The 16,365-nt window shown below is 61.9% G+C and carries 29 protein-coding genes; 5 read left to right on the forward strand and 24 right to left on the reverse strand.

The genetic code is table 11. From position 1 onward, the window contains the following. Positions 1 to 42: 42 nt before the first annotated feature. Positions 43 to 882, forward strand: coding sequence for a WYL domain-containing protein (locus EPB08_RS04825; protein ID WP_486598946.1), 840 nt, complete (start codon positions 43 to 45; stop codon positions 880 to 882). 447 nt (positions 883 to 1,329) lie between these two features. Beyond that, positions 1,330 to 2,283: a tyrosine-type recombinase/integrase gene (locus tag EPB08_RS04830; protein ID WP_130617955.1), complete on the forward strand. Its 954-nt coding sequence runs from the start codon at positions 1,330 to 1,332 to the stop codon at positions 2,281 to 2,283. Here EPB08_RS04830 and EPB08_RS04835 read toward each other — a convergent pair. The 19 genes from EPB08_RS04835 to EPB08_RS04925 form a co-directional block, all read right to left on the reverse strand. Further along, entirely contained in the window at positions 2,248 to 2,457 is a 210-nt protein-coding gene (locus EPB08_RS04835; protein ID WP_130617956.1) for a hypothetical protein, read from the reverse strand. The two genes, EPB08_RS04830 and EPB08_RS04835, sit on opposite strands and share 36 nt — an antisense overlap. Positions 2,458 to 2,540: 83 nt before the next feature. Then, entirely contained in the window at positions 2,541 to 4,058 is a 1,518-nt protein-coding gene (locus EPB08_RS04840) for a DNA cytosine methyltransferase (RefSeq protein WP_130617957.1), read from the reverse strand. Further along, positions 4,051 to 4,440 (reverse strand): hypothetical protein, encoded by a 390-nt coding sequence (locus EPB08_RS04845; protein WP_130617958.1) that lies wholly within the window; start codon positions 4,438 to 4,440, stop codon positions 4,051 to 4,053. The genes EPB08_RS04840 and EPB08_RS04845 overlap by 8 nt, the downstream gene beginning before the upstream one ends. Beyond that, entirely contained in the window at positions 4,433 to 4,687 is a 255-nt protein-coding gene (locus EPB08_RS04850; protein ID WP_130617959.1) for a hypothetical protein, read from the reverse strand. Before EPB08_RS04850 ends, EPB08_RS04845 begins: the two co-directional genes overlap by 8 nt. Next, positions 4,684 to 5,469 (reverse strand): hypothetical protein, encoded by a 786-nt coding sequence (locus EPB08_RS04855; protein WP_130617960.1) that lies wholly within the window; start codon positions 5,467 to 5,469, stop codon positions 4,684 to 4,686. Before EPB08_RS04855 ends, EPB08_RS04850 begins: the two co-directional genes overlap by 4 nt. Then, the gene (locus EPB08_RS04860; protein WP_130617961.1) at positions 5,466 to 6,386 is read right to left on the reverse strand and encodes a recombination-associated protein RdgC; all 921 of its coding nucleotides are present in this window, start codon (positions 6,384 to 6,386) and stop codon (positions 5,466 to 5,468) included. The genes EPB08_RS04855 and EPB08_RS04860 overlap by 4 nt, the downstream gene beginning before the upstream one ends. Before the next feature lie 26 nt (positions 6,387 to 6,412). Beyond that, complete coding sequence (locus EPB08_RS04865) at positions 6,413 to 6,655, reverse strand: helix-turn-helix domain-containing protein (protein ID WP_130617962.1); 243 nt, start codon at positions 6,653 to 6,655, stop codon at positions 6,413 to 6,415. 3 nt (positions 6,656 to 6,658) lie between these two features. Continuing rightward, positions 6,659 to 6,892 carry a hypothetical protein gene (locus EPB08_RS04870; protein ID WP_130617963.1) on the reverse strand — a complete coding sequence of 78 codons (234 nt, stop codon included), beginning with the start codon at positions 6,890 to 6,892 and terminating at the stop codon, positions 6,659 to 6,661. After that, positions 6,889 to 7,188 carry a hypothetical protein gene (locus EPB08_RS04875; RefSeq protein WP_130617964.1) on the reverse strand — a complete coding sequence of 100 codons (300 nt, stop codon included), beginning with the start codon at positions 7,186 to 7,188 and terminating at the stop codon, positions 6,889 to 6,891. The genes EPB08_RS04870 and EPB08_RS04875 overlap by 4 nt, the downstream gene beginning before the upstream one ends. Continuing rightward, positions 7,185 to 7,484 carry a helix-turn-helix domain-containing protein gene (locus tag EPB08_RS04880; protein ID WP_130617965.1) on the reverse strand — a complete coding sequence of 100 codons (300 nt, stop codon included), beginning with the start codon at positions 7,482 to 7,484 and terminating at the stop codon, positions 7,185 to 7,187. Before EPB08_RS04880 ends, EPB08_RS04875 begins: the two co-directional genes overlap by 4 nt. After that, on the reverse strand, positions 7,481 to 8,455 hold the full coding sequence (locus EPB08_RS04885) for a tyrosine-type recombinase/integrase (RefSeq protein ID WP_165418405.1): 975 nt from the start codon (positions 8,453 to 8,455) through the stop codon (positions 7,481 to 7,483). The genes EPB08_RS04880 and EPB08_RS04885 overlap by 4 nt, the downstream gene beginning before the upstream one ends. Further along, complete coding sequence (locus EPB08_RS04890; protein ID WP_130617967.1) at positions 8,452 to 8,763, reverse strand: helix-turn-helix domain-containing protein; 312 nt, start codon at positions 8,761 to 8,763, stop codon at positions 8,452 to 8,454. The genes EPB08_RS04885 and EPB08_RS04890 overlap by 4 nt, the downstream gene beginning before the upstream one ends. Further along, the gene (locus tag EPB08_RS04895) at positions 8,763 to 9,170 is read right to left on the reverse strand and encodes a hypothetical protein (protein WP_130617968.1); all 408 of its coding nucleotides are present in this window, start codon (positions 9,168 to 9,170) and stop codon (positions 8,763 to 8,765) included. The genes EPB08_RS04890 and EPB08_RS04895 overlap by 1 nt, the downstream gene beginning before the upstream one ends. Before the next feature lie 94 nt (positions 9,171 to 9,264). Further along, positions 9,265 to 9,933: a hypothetical protein gene (locus EPB08_RS04900; RefSeq protein ID WP_130617969.1), complete on the reverse strand. Its 669-nt coding sequence runs from the start codon at positions 9,931 to 9,933 to the stop codon at positions 9,265 to 9,267. Beyond that, complete coding sequence (locus EPB08_RS21010) at positions 9,930 to 10,094, reverse strand: hypothetical protein (protein WP_165418406.1); 165 nt, start codon at positions 10,092 to 10,094, stop codon at positions 9,930 to 9,932. The genes EPB08_RS04900 and EPB08_RS21010 overlap by 4 nt, the downstream gene beginning before the upstream one ends. A 412-nt stretch (positions 10,095 to 10,506) precedes the next feature. Next, the gene (locus tag EPB08_RS04910) at positions 10,507 to 11,076 is read right to left on the reverse strand and encodes a hypothetical protein (protein ID WP_130617971.1); all 570 of its coding nucleotides are present in this window, start codon (positions 11,074 to 11,076) and stop codon (positions 10,507 to 10,509) included. Further along, the gene (locus EPB08_RS04915; RefSeq protein WP_130617972.1) at positions 11,069 to 11,335 is read right to left on the reverse strand and encodes a hypothetical protein; all 267 of its coding nucleotides are present in this window, start codon (positions 11,333 to 11,335) and stop codon (positions 11,069 to 11,071) included. Before EPB08_RS04915 ends, EPB08_RS04910 begins: the two co-directional genes overlap by 8 nt. 28 nt (positions 11,336 to 11,363) lie before the next feature. Continuing rightward, on the reverse strand, positions 11,364 to 12,173 hold the full coding sequence (locus EPB08_RS04920) for a recombinase family protein (protein ID WP_130617973.1): 810 nt from the start codon (positions 12,171 to 12,173) through the stop codon (positions 11,364 to 11,366). After that, positions 12,170 to 12,379, reverse strand: coding sequence for a helix-turn-helix transcriptional regulator (locus EPB08_RS04925; protein ID WP_130617974.1), 210 nt, complete (start codon positions 12,377 to 12,379; stop codon positions 12,170 to 12,172). Before EPB08_RS04925 ends, EPB08_RS04920 begins: the two co-directional genes overlap by 4 nt. Positions 12,380 to 12,458: 79 nt before the next feature. Between EPB08_RS04925 and EPB08_RS04930 the strand changes: the two genes are divergently transcribed. From EPB08_RS04930 to EPB08_RS04940, 3 genes are all read left to right on the forward strand, one after another. After that, positions 12,459 to 12,815, forward strand: a complete 357-nt coding sequence (locus tag EPB08_RS04930) for a helix-turn-helix domain-containing protein (RefSeq protein ID WP_165418408.1) — start codon at positions 12,459 to 12,461, stop codon at positions 12,813 to 12,815. Next, positions 12,812 to 13,087 carry a hypothetical protein gene (locus EPB08_RS04935; RefSeq protein WP_130617976.1) on the forward strand — a complete coding sequence of 92 codons (276 nt, stop codon included), beginning with the start codon at positions 12,812 to 12,814 and terminating at the stop codon, positions 13,085 to 13,087. Before EPB08_RS04930 ends, EPB08_RS04935 begins: the two co-directional genes overlap by 4 nt. Positions 13,088 to 13,159: 72 nt before the next feature. Further along, entirely contained in the window at positions 13,160 to 13,720 is a 561-nt protein-coding gene (locus EPB08_RS04940) for a hypothetical protein (RefSeq protein ID WP_130617977.1), read from the forward strand. Between the two features lie 536 nt (positions 13,721 to 14,256). Here the strand turns inward: EPB08_RS04940 and EPB08_RS04945 are convergent. The 5 genes from EPB08_RS04945 to EPB08_RS04970 form a co-directional block, all read right to left on the reverse strand. Beyond that, positions 14,257 to 14,568, reverse strand: coding sequence for a hypothetical protein (locus EPB08_RS04945; protein ID WP_130617978.1), 312 nt, complete (start codon positions 14,566 to 14,568; stop codon positions 14,257 to 14,259). Between the two features lie 16 nt (positions 14,569 to 14,584). Next, entirely contained in the window at positions 14,585 to 14,836 is a 252-nt protein-coding gene (locus tag EPB08_RS04950) for a hypothetical protein (protein WP_130617979.1), read from the reverse strand. Then, on the reverse strand, positions 14,823 to 15,113 hold the full coding sequence (locus EPB08_RS04955; RefSeq protein WP_130617980.1) for a hypothetical protein: 291 nt from the start codon (positions 15,111 to 15,113) through the stop codon (positions 14,823 to 14,825). The genes EPB08_RS04950 and EPB08_RS04955 overlap by 14 nt, the downstream gene beginning before the upstream one ends. 258 nt (positions 15,114 to 15,371) lie before the next feature. Continuing rightward, complete coding sequence (locus EPB08_RS04965) at positions 15,372 to 15,722, reverse strand: hypothetical protein (RefSeq protein WP_130617982.1); 351 nt, start codon at positions 15,720 to 15,722, stop codon at positions 15,372 to 15,374. Then, positions 15,719 to 16,360 carry a glycoside hydrolase family 108 protein gene (locus EPB08_RS04970; RefSeq protein ID WP_130617983.1) on the reverse strand — a complete coding sequence of 214 codons (642 nt, stop codon included), beginning with the start codon at positions 16,358 to 16,360 and terminating at the stop codon, positions 15,719 to 15,721. Before EPB08_RS04970 ends, EPB08_RS04965 begins: the two co-directional genes overlap by 4 nt. Positions 16,361 to 16,365 lie beyond the last annotated feature (5 nt).

Below are 16,365 nucleotides of genomic sequence, written 5' to 3' on the forward strand. Positions count from 1 at the left end.
AGCACTATGCTATGTGCCGGTCAATGCGCAGTGCACATGCCCATGCCTCGAGGTAACGCCGCCCCTGAAGAACGCCTGCGGGCGATTGAGATCCTTCTCCTATGGGAGGGGCGAGTTTCGCGCGGCCGTCTCCTGGACCTCTTTGCGGTGCATGAGACCATCGCCAGTCGAGACCTCCTCGCTTTCCGGCGGCAGTATCCGCGCGCCTTGGAAGGGGACCCGTCGGGCAAGGCCTACGACGCGAGCATTGGCCTCAGGCCAGAACTCACTCAAGGAACCTTTGCTGAGTATCAGCAGCTGATTGGTATCAATGGGGAGGGGGTGAGTGGATCCACTATCCCTATCGAGTCATCGCGACTCGATCACACTCAAATCGACTATCGAAGTTTCTCTCGACTCCATTCGGCAATACGAATGGGAACTAGCGTGCTTATCGAATATCGCTCGATGAGTCATCCAGAGAAGCATCAGAGGCTCATTCGCCCTCATAGCTTTATTCAAGCAGGGCCGCGTTGGCACGTTCGAGCTTTCTGCAAAGAATCCGATGATTTTCGCGACTTCAATCTAGGACGCATTAGCTCTATTAAGCAGGACTTAGATCTCTCTCTTCCTGGCTTAGTTGATGATAGAGATTGGAATACTTTTGTCAGATTGAGGCTCGTTCCTCATAGAGGTCTGAGCGCGCTCCAGCAAAAGTTAGTGAGAGACGAATACATGGCAGGAACGACAGCTCATGTCTTTGAGGTTCGAAAACCCATGGCTCACTACTTAATGCAATCTTTCCGAGCGGCTGTCGATCCTTTGAAGGAGACGCCGCCGGACTTCTTACTTATGGTTGATGAGTCAGAACCACTGCCCGAAGGGGCGCTTTGGCGCGCCTAGCACAACCTGCCTGGCGATAAAGGTCAGCGCGACTAGCCTGCACCTACTTGTGGTTAAAAGGCGACGATTACTTGCCAAAAGGGCCGACAATTAGTTCCACAACCTCCGCGCTACGGGCCGTAGCGTGCACCTGGAAGTCGATCGTGTCGAAAGCCGCGCGCCAAAAGATGACCGAATAAGCGCACATGACACGATTAGCGGTTCGGCGACAGAATTAAGAGGGCCGCGACACCAAGCCCAAAAGGGAGCCCCTGCGACGACGCGTTCCGTAATTTCGCATAATGTATATTATGTAAAATATGAGAAATTACTTTAAATTTCTCATTTAACAGTTTGATTTTTCAGCAACTTACCGGCTAGTGATGGGTCCAGAATTGGACCCGATGTGTGATACCGCGCCGTTACAGTCAAATCAAGCGCTCTGCTCCAGATGGACAAGCGCTGCATGTGGATCGTCAGGATGCGCTGGCGCGGTTTGAGCGCTTCCTGTCCGGTATTCGTTCGCCAACGACGATGCGCCTGTACCTCGGCATCATTCGTCGCTGGCTTGCCTACGGTGGCGCCGCTGACCGGCTGCATACCGATCTGCTGCATCGTTGGCTGGCCGACCGGCGAAACCAAAAGGCATCGCCGGCCACCATCAATGTGGATTTGAAGGCGCTGCGCGCCTTCTACGACACGATGACCGTTCTGGGCATCGCGCCGCAAGGAGAATCGAATAATCTTCCGTCCAATCGTCATGTGCCGGTGCGCGTGGTCCGTGCCTTCACCGATGACCAGGTGCTCGCCATGCTTGCGGCGCCTGACGTATCGACCTTCATTGGCTATCGCGACAGCGTGCTGATGCGCGTGCTGTGGGAAACCGGATTGCGCGCCACCGAACTCGTCAGCCTGGGCGTGGGCGATGTATTGCCGGACGCTATTTATGTCGCCGCCGGCAAGGGTGGACGTAGCCGATGGGTGCCGATCAGCGAGGAGCTGTACCAGCTCCTGCAGGGATATCAGGCGCTTCGATCCGCGACTCGTCCCGGAAAGCGCAACGCATTGTGGGTCACGGCGGCTGGCTTGGCGCTGCGCAGTCGTCGAAGCGTGTGGTTCATCGTCAGTCATTGGGCACGCGCCACGCTGGGCAACGCCGTTGGATACGACCGCGTGCGTCGGGCGGCTCGACAGCGTCCGTGGAGCGGGCAGTACCCGCACCTGCTGCGTGCAAGCATGGCCACCACCCTGCTCCGCCATGGCTGCCCCCTGCCCGCCATCATGCAGATGCTCGGCCATGACAGCCTCGACAGCACGGCGCGATACCTTGGCGCCGACATCAGCCATCTGCAGGCCGCGATTCGGAAGCACCCCCGTTTCCACGCGTCAGGCCGCTCGCTTGGCGCTACGACTGAGGAATGACGGGCAATCGGGCAATGCACGCAGGCCTGCAAGCAGCTGGTGAAACTGCTCGCGACTCAGAGCCAGTGATGTGGTGACACCAACGGCGCCCAGGCGCATGCGGTATTCCTCCTCGGTCAGGCCTTTCCGTGAGCGGGCGAGCACATGCACCAGTCGCACATGATCCTTCGTCATGCGCCAACGCTTTCGCACGGACAAATCGAGCCCGCAGCACCATCGCGCGGTCGTCGTCGACTGGCACAACGGGCACGTGTGCATCAGGCTGCCATCCTCTCGGCCGAATAGATGGGCTCAAGGTTGGCCCGGGCTATTGCCGCGAGCGGCGGCGGGCTAACGCTATTCCCGACCATGCGAACGCTGGCACTGATGCTCAGCGGGCGGCCATCGGCGGTGCGATCGATGATGTAGTCGACAGGGAATCCCTGGGCGCGATACAGCTCCTCGCGGCGAAGCATGCGAAGGCCAATGTCGACGATCACATAGGGCGTGCCCTTGATGGTGACCGTGACAAGCGCCAGGCGGTCCTTGGTGGTAACCGTCGTCAGTGGCTCGCCCAGCTCGGCATGTTGGCCGCCACAGCTGTGATAGCGCATGAGGAAGGCGGCCACGCGCAACGCGCCATCCTCGTGGGTGGCGCTCAGCGTGCATTGAACAACGCGCTGCTGGCTTCCGGTACCTGTTATTGAGCTCACGGGCTCCATGGCACCCCTGGCACGCGCGGGGTTTCCGTTCTCGCCGCCACCGTTGGCCTGCTCGAGGAAGGCAGACACCAATGCGAAGTGGCCACCCTTCACGCCTGCACATTGTGTTCGCAGTGGCTCGCGGGCGGACCAGCTGCGTTGGTTCGAGCCGTTCGCATGCTCCGTAATAAAGAATGGCTCAGCTGCGTCCAGCACATAGCGTTTCACGCCCTTGGCGATCCGCCGGCACGTTGCATCGGCCAGCGGACGCTTGCGTTCGAAAATGGATGGGCATGGCACTGACCAGTCGATGCAATCGGCGGCGGTAGCCACGGGCTGCGCGCGGCCGGGACCATGCGTCGGCTCAGGCCAGCGCGGCGCCTCGCCATCGCATCGAGCCAGCAGGAACAGACGCTCGCGGCTGGTGCCAGCGCCGAAGTCGCTGGCGACCAATAGCCGATGCTCCACCAGGTAGCCGAGCGCGCGCAGCTCCGAGAGAAACCGCCGCCAGGTGCGGCCGGCGTGGCGCTTGTCCGGGATCAGGAATTGCTGGTCGACGGGAACGCGCTCGCCCTTGGCGGAAACGGTGCCATCCAGCTTCATCACCCGGCCCGTCGCCTTGTCGCGCTTGGCGACCAGCGGCCCCCATGAACGGATCTGCTTTACGTTCTCGAGGGTCACGATGCGCGGCTGCAGACCGGCCTTGCGAAGGCTTCCGCACCACTTCAACACGACCCAGCTGAGCGAGCGCGTGGCGCGATCACGCGGCTGGCCGCCCTTCGCTTGCGAAAAGTGAGTGCAGTCGGGCGATGAATGAAACCAGCCAGGGCGTCGGCCAGCGCACTCGGCGACCGGGTTCGCCTGCCACACGTCTTCACGCATGTGCTTCGTGAACGGGTGGTTCGCCGCATGCATGCCGATGGCCTGCTCGTCATGGTTGATCGCGATGTCGGGATCACGACCAAGCGCCTGGCGAAGGGCCTCACTGGCGCCGCCGCCACCGGCGAAAAGATCGACAATGATTTCGCCAGGATGCAATGCAGACGCGCCGGCCTTCCGTGGAAAGTTGAAGCCATGCTGCGTTCCATCAGCCATGGGATACCCCAGTGGCTTTAGCGATCGCGGCATCCGCATTTGCCTTTGGGCTACCTTCGCGACCTTCCGCAGGGTTGAAGCCAAGGCCGCACATTAGATCGAACAGATCGCGCATCTCGATCAGCGATGCAAGAAGGTCCGGAGCAGCTGCGATCAGACGTGCATCAGGATGGAGGCGAATGTCGATCTCATCGGCGCCATGCATGACCCCGCCGAGCTTTTCGCGTTCCTCACCTTTCCAGACGGCGAACCGTGGCTGCGCGCCCTGCATGCCTTTCCGCACAAAGTCCATGATGTAAAGGCCGCCGCGATTAACTGTGCGCAAGTACACGCGACCCGCATTTGTGCGCCACTCCCATGGTCCGGCGGTGTGCTTAGCCATTGGCCTGCTCCTTGCGCTCGATCTTTCGCGCAATGCGCCGCCGGCTATGTTCGGCACCCACCACCACACGGTCGAGCAGTTCGAGCGCCTTATCGAGATCCTTCCGGAGCGTGCCGTCGATGCGCGCATGCTTCGCGTGGTTGATGGCATATTCGACGTGGCCCTTGGCGGTCAGGGCGCTCACACCGGTCTGGATGGCCAGTCGCGCCCGGTTCTCCAGGCGCTGGATATCTGCGTCTGCACTCATGCTGCTTTCTCCTCGTCAAGCAGCATTGCGGCACCTTCGTCTTTCATGGCGCCCATCAGTGCATCCGCCTGATCGGCGAACCCACGAAACTGGTGCGCAAGCCGTTCCAGCCCGCTGTAGCTCAGCGATTGCTTGAACTTCCGATATAGCGCGAAATCCGGGCCCGCTTCCTTGCCAGACCAGCACGTCAGATCGATGCCCGTTGCCTCTTTGAATTTGCTGACGGCAACCATCGCTTTTCCATTGAGCTCCATGCGCCGATCGACTTCGCTTTTCACGCGCTCGTCGATCCGCGCTCGCGCCTCTGCAACGGCGTTAGAGACCTGAGCGTTAATAAGCTCGGTACCGGCTTGGTGCGCGCGTCGCAATAGCGCAGCCACAAACGACGGCTCCAAGGCATCAGGGGTCAGTAGCGGAGGTGCAACACGCGGCACAAGCTTTCCACCGGCCAGCTCCATATGGCCCCATGTCGACGGCAACTCGCCATCCAACAACACGCCTGGTGCGGTGATCAGCAGCCAGTGGTGACAAAAGCGCTGAATGGCAACCGACTTCTCCGGCTTCTTCTTTTCGCGAAGCCAGTCAGATCGGCTTGCCTTGATTTCGAAACCGGAGATGCGCAGGCCGCGCGACGGCCAGCACGCCATCGACACGGCGTCGGCCCAGCGTGAATGGCGGCCACCGGTGGCATCGCCAACCTCAAAGAAAGTGGCGTATTCGGGCAGCGGGAAGGCTTTCAGCAATGCCGCTTGTAGTTTTGCGGTGGTGGCAGCGTCGCTCATGCGGCCTCCGGGCGCGGCAGCGCAAAGATGGCGGCGAGACGTCCAAGCAGGCGCTCCAGTTCCAACGCCATCAGTGCGAACGCGGCCGTCGTCTCAGACGTGGCATCTTCATGGCTGTCGCCCAGCTCATCGACCACCACATCACCGAAGCGCAACTTGCGGATGACCAGGTCTTCGCCCAGCACGAAGCTCAGGCGCTCGTCGTACACAAGGCCGAGGCGAAACACCTGCTTGCCGTTGCGCAGGTGCTCGCGCATTTCCTCGCTGTCCATTTCCTGATTGCGGAAGCGCGCGATGGCGCCCGTGGCGCTCGCCGGGTCACGCAGCTCGCACTCGTCGCCCAGCGCGAAACCGGCCGGCAGATTGCGGTTGGCCAGCCAGTCGGTGAGCAGCACGCGCGGCCCCTCCTCCGGTGCCAGCGGCACTGCCGGGAAACTTCCCAAGGCTTCACGCAACTGCGTGAGCACGCCTTCCGCCGCCTTCCGACTGGAGGTGTCGAGCACGAGCCAGCCGTTGCGGGTGTCGGCATACCCATGGATGCGTGACCTGCGAACGAAGGCCTTCGGCACCATCTCGGTGATCAGGTCTTCCCGCAGGCGTGTACGTTCGCGCCCACCGACCTTCCTGCCCTCCTCGCTGGCAATGGTCGCTACCTTCCGTGCGAGCGCATCGCTCACGACCGATGCCGGCAGCAGCTTGTCCTCGCGTGCTGCGGCGAACAGCGTGAACGTGCTGTTGACCGTCAGCGCCGGCTCGGCCTCAGCATCGTTGCCGGCCACGCCGGTAAAGCCTGCGGTGCCAATTTCCATGGCGCCGCAGGGGCGAAGGCGATGCTCGGCCAGCACCTCGCTCAGGCGCGCAAGGTCAGCGGAAACGGCAGCGGAAAAGCGGAACAGTGACAAATGACGAAAGAACATGTGATGGCTTCCTTGGCGGTGGTGGCTCAGGCGCGCTGTTGAGCGCGACCCTTGAGCAGGCTGTACTGGGCGACGCGGACGATGTGCCGGCGGCGATCACGGACCTTGACCATTTGCATGCCGATGGCGAATCCGTGCATGGTTTTCAGTTCATGCATGCGGGCGCTGACACAGATAACGCCGCAGCGTCTGATGACCTGAATTGTGGTTACGGGTCCGCGGCGCAGTTCGGCGAGAATGGCCTGGTGCTGGGGGCTGAGTTCCGACATCGCTTACTCCTCCCACGCAATGCAGCCGGGCGTACGGCACTTGCCCTTGCTTGCGGTGATGGCGCCGGCGGCGTCGTACTTCACCTCCACCTCAACGCGACTCTTGCAGCACGTGCAGCGATAGCAGCCGGTCGTGGCCTGCCAGCGGCGAGCCTGGGCGAGCACCGCAGACTTGGCTCGCTGACCGGCGCGGGTATCAACCATGTTCTGCGTGACGTTCTGTGCGTTGGCATTCATGCGGTGGCACTCCGGTTGCCGCGGCGCATCGGCGTGACCTTGGCCGCGGGTGCTTGCAGGGGAAGCGGAAGGGTTTCGCCGAGTTCGCCCCAGGCTTTGGTGGTCTCAGCCAGTGATGGCCGCCACCCTGTGCGGCGACCGCAACGGCATTCGAGCTGGTGACGCTCGGGCACCGTCGTGAAGGCAACCCCTTCCCGTGTGGTTGAGCCCAGGGCGACGAAATGCCGGGGCTCCTTCCGGCAGTCGCTGCATGCAGCGAAAGTGCCGGGCTTGTGCGTGATCTGCTTGTGCATCATGGCGCCGCCTTTCGGCGCTCGCGGCGCTCGGCGGTGAGCCATCGATAGGCCGTTGCGCGGGACACCGAGAAGCGCTCGGCCACATCATCCACGGTGGGCAGCATGCGAAGCCCCGCAGCCCATGCATGGAAGCGCTGCTGCGCGGGCAGCGTCACATTCAGTGCTTCGCTCAGCTCAACCAGCAGGCGAAGGGCGGCGTCACGTGGCAGATCGTTGTACTGGGCCCCAATGTAAACACTGATGCGATCGGGGCGATGGCGGCTGGCGAGCGGGCGGTACGTGCTCGTCGAGCTCATAGGGCGCCCGCCTTTGCCCGGGGCGCATCGAGGTCGGCATGGGAGCGCAGCTGGTGGCGAACCACATTGGCCGCATGCATGCCATACACGTTGATGGTCGTGCTGCGCTTCTTGTGGCGTGCCAGGTGCTGTCCCGCATCGATACCCAGCGTCTCGATCACCTCACCAATACGACGATGGCGCATGAGGTGGAAGTGAAGCTGGGGAAGGTCGAACTGCATACCCCAATGCTTGATGCGGTTGTGCGCCTGCTGCCGCGTCATACGCGTGCCGCGGTTGCTGACGAACAAGGCCGAGGCGGTCTCCTTGGCCATCTTCGCTCGCACGGCGAGCCATTCGGACACCCAGTCAGCAGTGCGCTGGTTGATGGGAAGGCACGCCGGCTTGTTGCCCTTGCCGATGCAGTGCACGGTCAACCGCGTCAGATCGACGCCCATGCGCGGCGGGCTGTTCGGCGGCGACAGATCCAGCTGGATGGCATCGCTCACGCGCAGCGCCGCATCCAGCGCGAGGCGAAGCATGGCGCGATCGCGCAGGTCCATCGGTGTTTCGATGGGCATGCCGTCGAGCATGGCCAGCATCGGCTTCAGTTCCGGCGCAATCACGGGCATCGTCTCGAAACTGAGATTGATGTCCGTGGTGGCGTCGTACTTGCACCAGCCCTCGCGGATGGCGTGACGCATGAGCATGCGCAGGCAGCTCAGCTTGCGCGCTTGGCTACGGGTGGACAGGCCGCGATGCCCAAGACGATCCAGCCAGCGCTCGATCACACGCTCGCCCACCAGGCCGATCAGGCCGATGTCCTGCAGTTCGGCGAAGCCGGCAAAGTCGTCCAGGTCACCCTGGTAGGCGATGATCGTGTTGAGCGCGGCACCGCGCAGACGCTTGCGATTTAGAAAGTGCTCAATCGCATCCTTGACGGTCACGGGTGTCACGTTGTGACCGGCGATGGTGATGACGTTGGAGGTCATACCGCACCGCCTTTGGCGCGAAGCCATTCCGGCATGAACTTGTCGCCAGCCAGTGCGCCGGCGCAAAGCCACATGGCCTTCACCTGGTACACATCCGCGATACGCTGCAGCATGACCATGTCCGGCGATTTGCCGTTGTCAGTGCCCAGTTCCATGTTCGTGAGCCGCTTGACCGACAAGCCGGACACGCGGCTGGTGGCCTGATCGATCGTCAGCCGCGCATGTTCGCGCGCAAGACGCAGACGCGCACCAAACGTATCTGAAAGGTCGCTGCCGCCGAGCGGGTATTTGATTTCCATGGCGCGCATCAGAGTTCCCTCCCCTTCTGAGGACCGGCTTCCTTGCGCACGTCAGCGAGAGCGAAAACCTCATCACTCACGCGCAGGCGCCAACCCGGAAGCTCAAGCGCCTTCAGCGTTCCTGAGTAATGGCGGAATGCCGCCACGGCTGCCGCCACGGCTGCCGCCACGGCTGCCGCCATGGCGCCACCGGGCGTGATGACGTGGCACACGGATATCGTGCGTTCGCCATCGCGCTCGAGCGACACGCTGAAGCGCTTGGCCTTCTCATGGCGCTTCGCCTGGTTGCGGATGGTCGACGGCGCGCAACCGTAGCGCTCGGACAAGTCCTTCACCTTGGCGCCATCTTTGAGTGCCTGATGCACTTCAGCGCAGCGCGTCGGGTTGGTGAGGCCGGCATAGATGGTGGCGCTCATGCGTCACCTCCATCAATGCCTCGCAGGAGGGTCGCGGCCATGAATCCGCCAAGTCCGCCAATGACAAGGCCGATGACGATGCCAAGGGCGAGGATCATGCAGCCACCCTTGCCGGACCACGGCTCGGCACGAGCGATGCTGGCAGCATGTCTGCTACCGATGCGCCGGGGCCAAAATCGGTGCGTACGGGCATGATCAGGCCCATGGCCTTGCCGCCACGCTTCATCGAGCGCTCGACCACAAACATCACGGACGAGGCGTAGGTGAAGTTGCCCTCGGCATCTTTGCGGCTGAAGAACCGCACGTAGCCGGGCAGCGCGAACACCTTCTGCAGGTAGCCCGTATTGCAGGGCGCCACGAGGCCTTCGTGCCAATCGGTCGGTACGCCCACCAGGTGGTCGATCACCGGGAACTGGGCGTCGATGATGGCCTTGCCGGGTTCGACATAGAGCACCGCGCCCGACTCGTTGACGATGTGCAATGCGCCGTCGTCGTAGACCTTGACGCGATTGCCGTCTTTCAGCAGCGCATGGCCACGCTTGCTGATACTGATGATCAGGTCGCGGGTGGCGCGGGCGCTCTTGTCTTCCTCGACATAGAGCATGTGGCCGTTGGTGCCTTCAATGCGTGCCGGCACATCTGCAGTGCCAGGTACCACGTGCACGCCATTGAGGTAGTAGCGGATATCGCCAACAGCGGCGAACTTCTGGACGTTGCTGACCACGGCGGCGTCCAGATCGGCGGTGAGGTTTTCCTTGCTCATGCGGCAGCCCTCCCCTTGCCGCCATCAATCAGCGGATAGCCAGGGCGGCGTGCACGCACGCGGTGGATCAGGCCGAGCGACGCGCGGGGATACCAGCGCATCAGGGCGGCGTCGGCGGCACGCAGGTGGCGTGCCGTAGGGGGCTGAGATACAGTAGTCATGTCTTCCGTACTCCAAAGCGCGGTGGGACAACCCGAACGCCTGGGGTTGCCGCCCCGGGCGTTCTTTTTTTGTGCAGCAATCGCTGCGCTGATGACCGTGCCGGCCCTTGGAACGGACCGCCCCTGCCCCATGCAGATGCGGCCTACGACACGGCCATCAGCGAAGCTATCGCGGTTCACTGGACGAATGCCCCCGGGTTCATGGCGTGATAGCGACCGGCCTGCTCGCTGTAATCCAGACCGCGGTGCTGCCTGGCTGCTATCTCCATATCCGTGGCGCGACGGGCAGCACGCCAACGATGAAAGGCAGCGGCATGGCACCGGCCAGCGGCTTGCGCCTCATCGGCAGCCAATACGTCGTTGATCACTGCCTCAGCTGCTGCGCGAATGGCGGACCACCGGAAGCGGCCCATTACTTCGCACTCCGCAGTGCACCGCCCTGACCCAGCACATGCTGTTGAATGGCGGCGGTGAGCGTGGCTGCCCGCGCCTCCAATTGCGCAAGGGCCAGCAATGCGTCGTGGGCATAGGCCTCATCGCGCTCATCGAGCACACCGTCATCGAGCATGCCCGACAGCTTGTCGAGCGCTTGGCCCACATCACGCAACAGGTCGGCTACCTGGTGCTGCTGCCCCGCAGCGTCCGCTGAGGGTTCCTCGGCAGCCAAAAGGCCTACGCGCTGGGCCAGCTCGGTGAGCAAGCCGCGGCGGTACGGTTGCGGCAGCGCCAATACCAGCGCCTCCTCCAACTCCACCGGCATGCGCACTGCACCATCGAGCATGCGGCGCACCAACTGGCAATTCGCACGCTGGTCCGCATACGGGTCTTTCGTCACATGGAACTTCAGCGTGCGCGCGGTATCCGGCGTGCGCTCGTGATAGATGTCGACGACTGCCTGGGCGTACGTGCGCTCGACCATGCTGCAGCGGCTCAGCGCGAGCGCCACGTGGTCAGCAATCACCTGATGACGCGGTTCACGCATGGCCGGCCACTCCGCACACCAGGGCAAAATCTGCCTTCTGGGTCGCCGAAGCCGCCTCATAGGCGTCGCTCACCAGATCCGGCTCGCCACCGAGGCGCTGCACGCGATCAGCCAGCATCTCGGCGATCAGTGCGTGCACCTGCTCAACCGTGGTCAGGCCATCGCGCACGATGCGCGCATTCACCGCGCGAAGCGTCATGGCTTCGTGCGCCGTGGCATGGGTCAATCGAGCAAAGGCGGCGCGGGCTTCCTGAGTCATGGTCGGCAATCCTTGGGCGGTGGTGCGGTCACGCATGGGTTGAAACTCCTGCTTCATTGCCAGCGGAATCGGACACGGCACACTGGGCGCCATGGGGACGCTGCTCGGGCAGCGCGGATGCATGCATGGGGAGGTCGCTAAGGGAGTCGTGATGCAGGGGCATCTCGCGAAGCGTGTTGGGACTCCACTGTTTCTTGCCGGTCGGACTGGGCACGCCAAGGTCAGCGAGATGCGCAGCGAGCTCGCGCAGGCTGAACTGGCCGCTGCGAAGCTCCGACACGATCAGCGCGCGCCACTTCCACGTCTCCGCGTCGCGATAGAGGCGACGCTCATCGCCCTTGCCCACGGCTACGCAGCCATAAGGGATGCCGCCATACACCCTGCCCTGTTCCCGCAGGCTGCCGTTGCACTCGGTGGCGCGCAGCACGGCCAGGTCGCGCTCGTACTGGGCGGCCGCGAGCTGGATGGTCAAGGCCAGCTTGCCGGCTGGCGTGCTGGTGTCGATCAGTTCGCTGACGCTATGCACGGCCGCGCCGTGACGCTCGGCCGTGCCGCGAAAAAACGCCAGGCCATCCAGCGCGTCACGGAACAGGCGATCCAGGCGCACCACCACCACGCCATCGGCGGTGCCGGTCTTCAGCGCCTGCAGAACCGCCCTGCCCCCTTCCCGCTTGGCCAGCGCCACACTGGCGCTCACGCCTTCGTCAGCCACTACCTGCAGCAGCACATGACCATGCAGCGCGCAGTACGCCTCAATGCGTGCCACCTGCTGTCCCAGGCTGATGCCATCGCGGGCCTGCTCCTCCGTGGAGACGCGGACATATCCCAGCAAATTCATGCCGCTTCCCTGTAGATCTGCTGGAACGTCAGGCCTGGCAACACGCGAATCAGCGCGATGGCCGTGCGCGGCATCGGCTCATCGGTGCCCGTCTCCCAGCGAGACACGGTCCCCTTGGTCACGCCAAGGCGATCGGCGACCTCTTGCTGCGTCAGGCGCCGTTTCAGCCTGGCCGCACGAATCGGATGAAGTTGCGCTGTGCTCATGACTAAAGTTTCGCCACGCTCAACTCATTTGTCAAGTGGTGCGAAACCCCGAAGTTTCGCGCTCCGATACTCTTCCGCCATGAATACATTCGGGGCTCGACTGAGGGCTGCACGAATTGCCGCCGACCTGACCCAACAGCGTCTTGGTGACGCAATTGGAGTCAGTAAGGGAGCCGTCTCTCGCTGGGAAAGCGATCAGGACCAGCCGCAATTCGCCATGCTTGAGCCACTAAGGAAGGCGCTTCGCGTGTCGCTTGATGAGCTCATCTGCGGCGATTCGCATAAGAAACGGATTGCCGGCGTCAGCGACGCGCATGGCCCTTCCTATGATCAGCCAGATGAAAGCGAGTGGCGCGTCATTCGAGCTATGCGACGTATGGACCAGGCACAGCGCGCAGGATTTGTAACGTTTGTTGATCCGGAGGGGGCGAAGTGAAGAAGCGTGATATGGAACCAAAATTCGCCAGGTGGTTTTTCGCTGGCCTAGGCATCTGTGGCTGCATGTTCTTTGCTGGGCTACTCCACGATATACCTGCTCGCGACCCGTTCCTTATCGGTGGCGACATTGCCGGCATGCTGATTGCAGCGACGGGACTCGTGCTGGCTGAGCGCAGGGTAAGGCCGGAGTCAGATAGTGTTGGCGCAAAGATCGCGCAATGGCCTGATAAACGCCTTAAGGCCTTAGAGCAATATGTATCGAAAGCATGATGCGCATCGCTCTGTAGATGTGTCATGCGCCATTTAATCAAGGGGATTTGGATGAGAAACGGAAGTCGCCCAATGAAATATATGCTCTTGGTGTCAGCTGCATTGATGGCGACAAGTGCTTTCGCCGATCAACCAAACCATTTGGGTGAACTTTTATCGAGCCTGGCGTCGATGCGAAACGAATGCGCCCAACAAGCCCAGAAGGCTAGGGACGACTTCTCTACTGCTACCTTCAAGGCGCATCTTGATGCTGACACTGGCAGGACTCAGGCACAGATGGATGCCAGGGTTTACGGCGTTGGGCATGGCTCTCGCGAGACCCAGCAATATTTCATCGATCGCCTGAAAGCGAATAGCGATGCTCAGGCACAAACCCTGAAGAACATTTCCGATAAATACAGTTCAGACAAGCAGTCTTCTCTGGCATGCATAGATGAAGCAAAGCAGCATGGCAAGGAAGAATACAAAGCGTTCAAGGCTGATCCTAAGAATAAACGCGCGCTACCTGATGCCGAATCTCTGATGACAGCATGGCTTAGCAATATGGATGAGATTACGCCAGATCAGTCGCAGGGTAGCGAAGCCACCAAAGCAAATTGGAATACAGCCAAGGCTCACGCTGAATTGCAATAGCTAAATCGCATAGATTTCCGCCAAATATGGCGTCGAAAAAAGGGCCGGTTTCCCGGCCCTTTCTTTTTAAGATTTCTTCTTTCCGGTCGGTCGCGTTTGCGAGAGATCGGATGCAGCGACGGACTTTTGTATCGGCGTTGACTTCGGATTGCGCAGAATCGCGCTTGCCTTGGATGCAACGCTGGGGCTGGTCTGCTTGGTGTTCTTAGCCATGGTGGCGATAGCCTTTTGCAGGTGTGATAAGGACCACGGCCCTGTCGTTGACAGGGCGCCTGCTGGGTCGTTACCGTGAACCTGCGACAGCACTCGATAGCGACTGCGGACAGCTCCGTGGTGTTTCGAGTCCCCAAGCCGCCTGGTGTTAAAGCCAGGCGGTTTTTTTGTGAACTCACCCCCAACATATCGGGCCAATCAGGGGCGGTCAACCCAAATGCATGTGGTCATCTGTGGATAACCGCGCAATCATCAGCCACCACTTGAAGTTATAAAAAAAGGCGGCATATGCCGCCTTTTGTCTATCCAATCAGCCTGACCTGTCAGCCAGTCGCCGCGCCCTGCGCCGATGCAGTGGACTTCTTGAACAGGCCCACCGCATTGAAGATCGACACCGCCTCGTTGATCAACGGGGTAACGATCGCGCCAAGGTTGGCGACAGCGGCTATATCGGCGCCGGCGGACGTTAGCAGCGCATTGACCTTCTGCTCAGCCGCCTGCAGCTTCGCGCTGCCGCTGATGCCAGGCACATTGGCCAGAGACGCCTCAACGCTCAGCACTGCCTGATCGACAACAGTGAACAGGTTGGGGATGAGTGCCAGCGCGGTGGCGATGGCCGTCAATTTCAGGGACATGGGATTCTCCGGTGAGTTACTGAATGAGGCCACGGCGACGGTCGTCGTCGAGGCAATCGGTGACGCCGTTGTAGCGATCGGCGTTGCGCTTGAAGACGCCAGCGGTGCCGATGGCCCACTGGCCTGTGGCGACGATGTGCTCGCGGGCAAGTCGGAGCTGCTCACGGGCGGCATCGAGGTCGACGGGGTTGCTGTCGAGGTCGAGACCATCGGGGATTGCAGGAAATGGATGAAGCTTTTCCAGAGGCTCATGCTCACCGCACCTCACGATTGGCGTCGGCAATGGCCGCTGCGATGTCGTCGGACTGCTTGCGCACGCCACCAGCAACACCAGCATCAGCACTAGCGCGATCCAGATCCGCATCGTTCTGCTCCCGGTCGTTGGCGACCTTGCGCGCGGTGTCATCGCGCACGTCTGATTCGTGGGCTTCGGCTTGCACCTGGTGATTGGCCGCTTTCACTGCGTCCGACGCTGACTTGCGCTTCAGCAGCCAACCGGCCAGCGCTTCAAACAGGCCGGCGAGAAGAGTGCCGATCCAGCTCATGCCGAGGGCTTCCGTGGGGTGGATGGGTGCCAAAAGCGAATATCGCTACGGTGGCCACAATCGTGTGCAACGTCAGCGCCCACCAGGTGACGACGTGCGTCTGGACGATGTGTGCGATCCATCCGAACGCGGTGATTGCGAGCACGTAAAAGAGCGCTGAGCGCAGCGGGCTGCTGGTGGCATGTAACTGCCGTAGTTCGTCGGCGGACCAGAGCACGATGATCGATAGCAGAAATATGTCCAGCAGCGCGATAAAGATCATTTCGCATCCCCTTCCCCCTGTGTGGGTTGGTTTTGCGTGCGAGCGACCCAGCGGGCGAACAGACCGGGCGCAGCGTGCATGACGACGGGAAGTACGCCCATCGCCGTGAGCCCGATCAGGAACGCGATGCCGCCCAGGAGCGAGTCGCTGAGGTGCAGCATCGCCTGCACCAGTGGCGTTACAGCCAGCGCGGTGGTGAGGCCTACGGCCACCGACACCAGCGCCTGTGCCCGGGTCACCTGGCGCCCGAAGGCCAGCGAGACCATGGCGCCAGTGAAGCCGAACACGGCAGTCACCAGCTTGATACTGAGCGCCGCGAGTACCGAGTTCGACGCCTGATCCGTCATGCAGCAGCTCCAAGGTATTTGGCGTTGTAGGTCTTCACGGTGGCGACTGGCTGCGACGGGAACGCCACGACGTTGCCAACTGTCATGGCCCAGGCGCGATCGATCACGCCGGTATCGCCTAACTGACTGCCATCCACCTTGCCCATGACGCGGCTTCGCCAGCCGTTGCCGTAGCGCGCAAAGCCGGGCAGCGATTCCATGAACTTCAGTCGCGCCTGGCAAATGCAATCCGTCAACGCGTGCGCACCGTAGCGGTCGATGAATCGCGCCACAGCAGCCAGCGTCGCCGGACCGGCGATACCATCACTGGTTATCTGCAGCAATTGCTGCAGCGTTTTGATGGCACGGCCAACGCCGCTATTCACCGCGAAATCGAACACGGCGTAATCAACGCCTGCAGGCATGCCGTTGCAGCCCGCTTGCATCCAATATCGGTTGCGGTAAATGGTGGCGCGCTCAACTGGCGTGCTGAGCCGAACCGATTGTCTGGGGAGATGGCAGCTATCGCGGTAGTCGTCGTAGACCGCCTGCGTGATGCCGCACATGGTGGCGCGACCGGGGTCGTTTGGGTCGTTGCTCCAGCCACCCTCGTAGACGAGGGTCAGCGACAGGCATGCGGCGAAGTTGGCCGCCGTCACTGCGC

It is taken from the genome of Dyella amyloliquefaciens (genome assembly GCF_004296575.1).
GTDB lineage: Bacteria > Pseudomonadota > Gammaproteobacteria > Xanthomonadales > Rhodanobacteraceae > Dyella > Dyella amyloliquefaciens.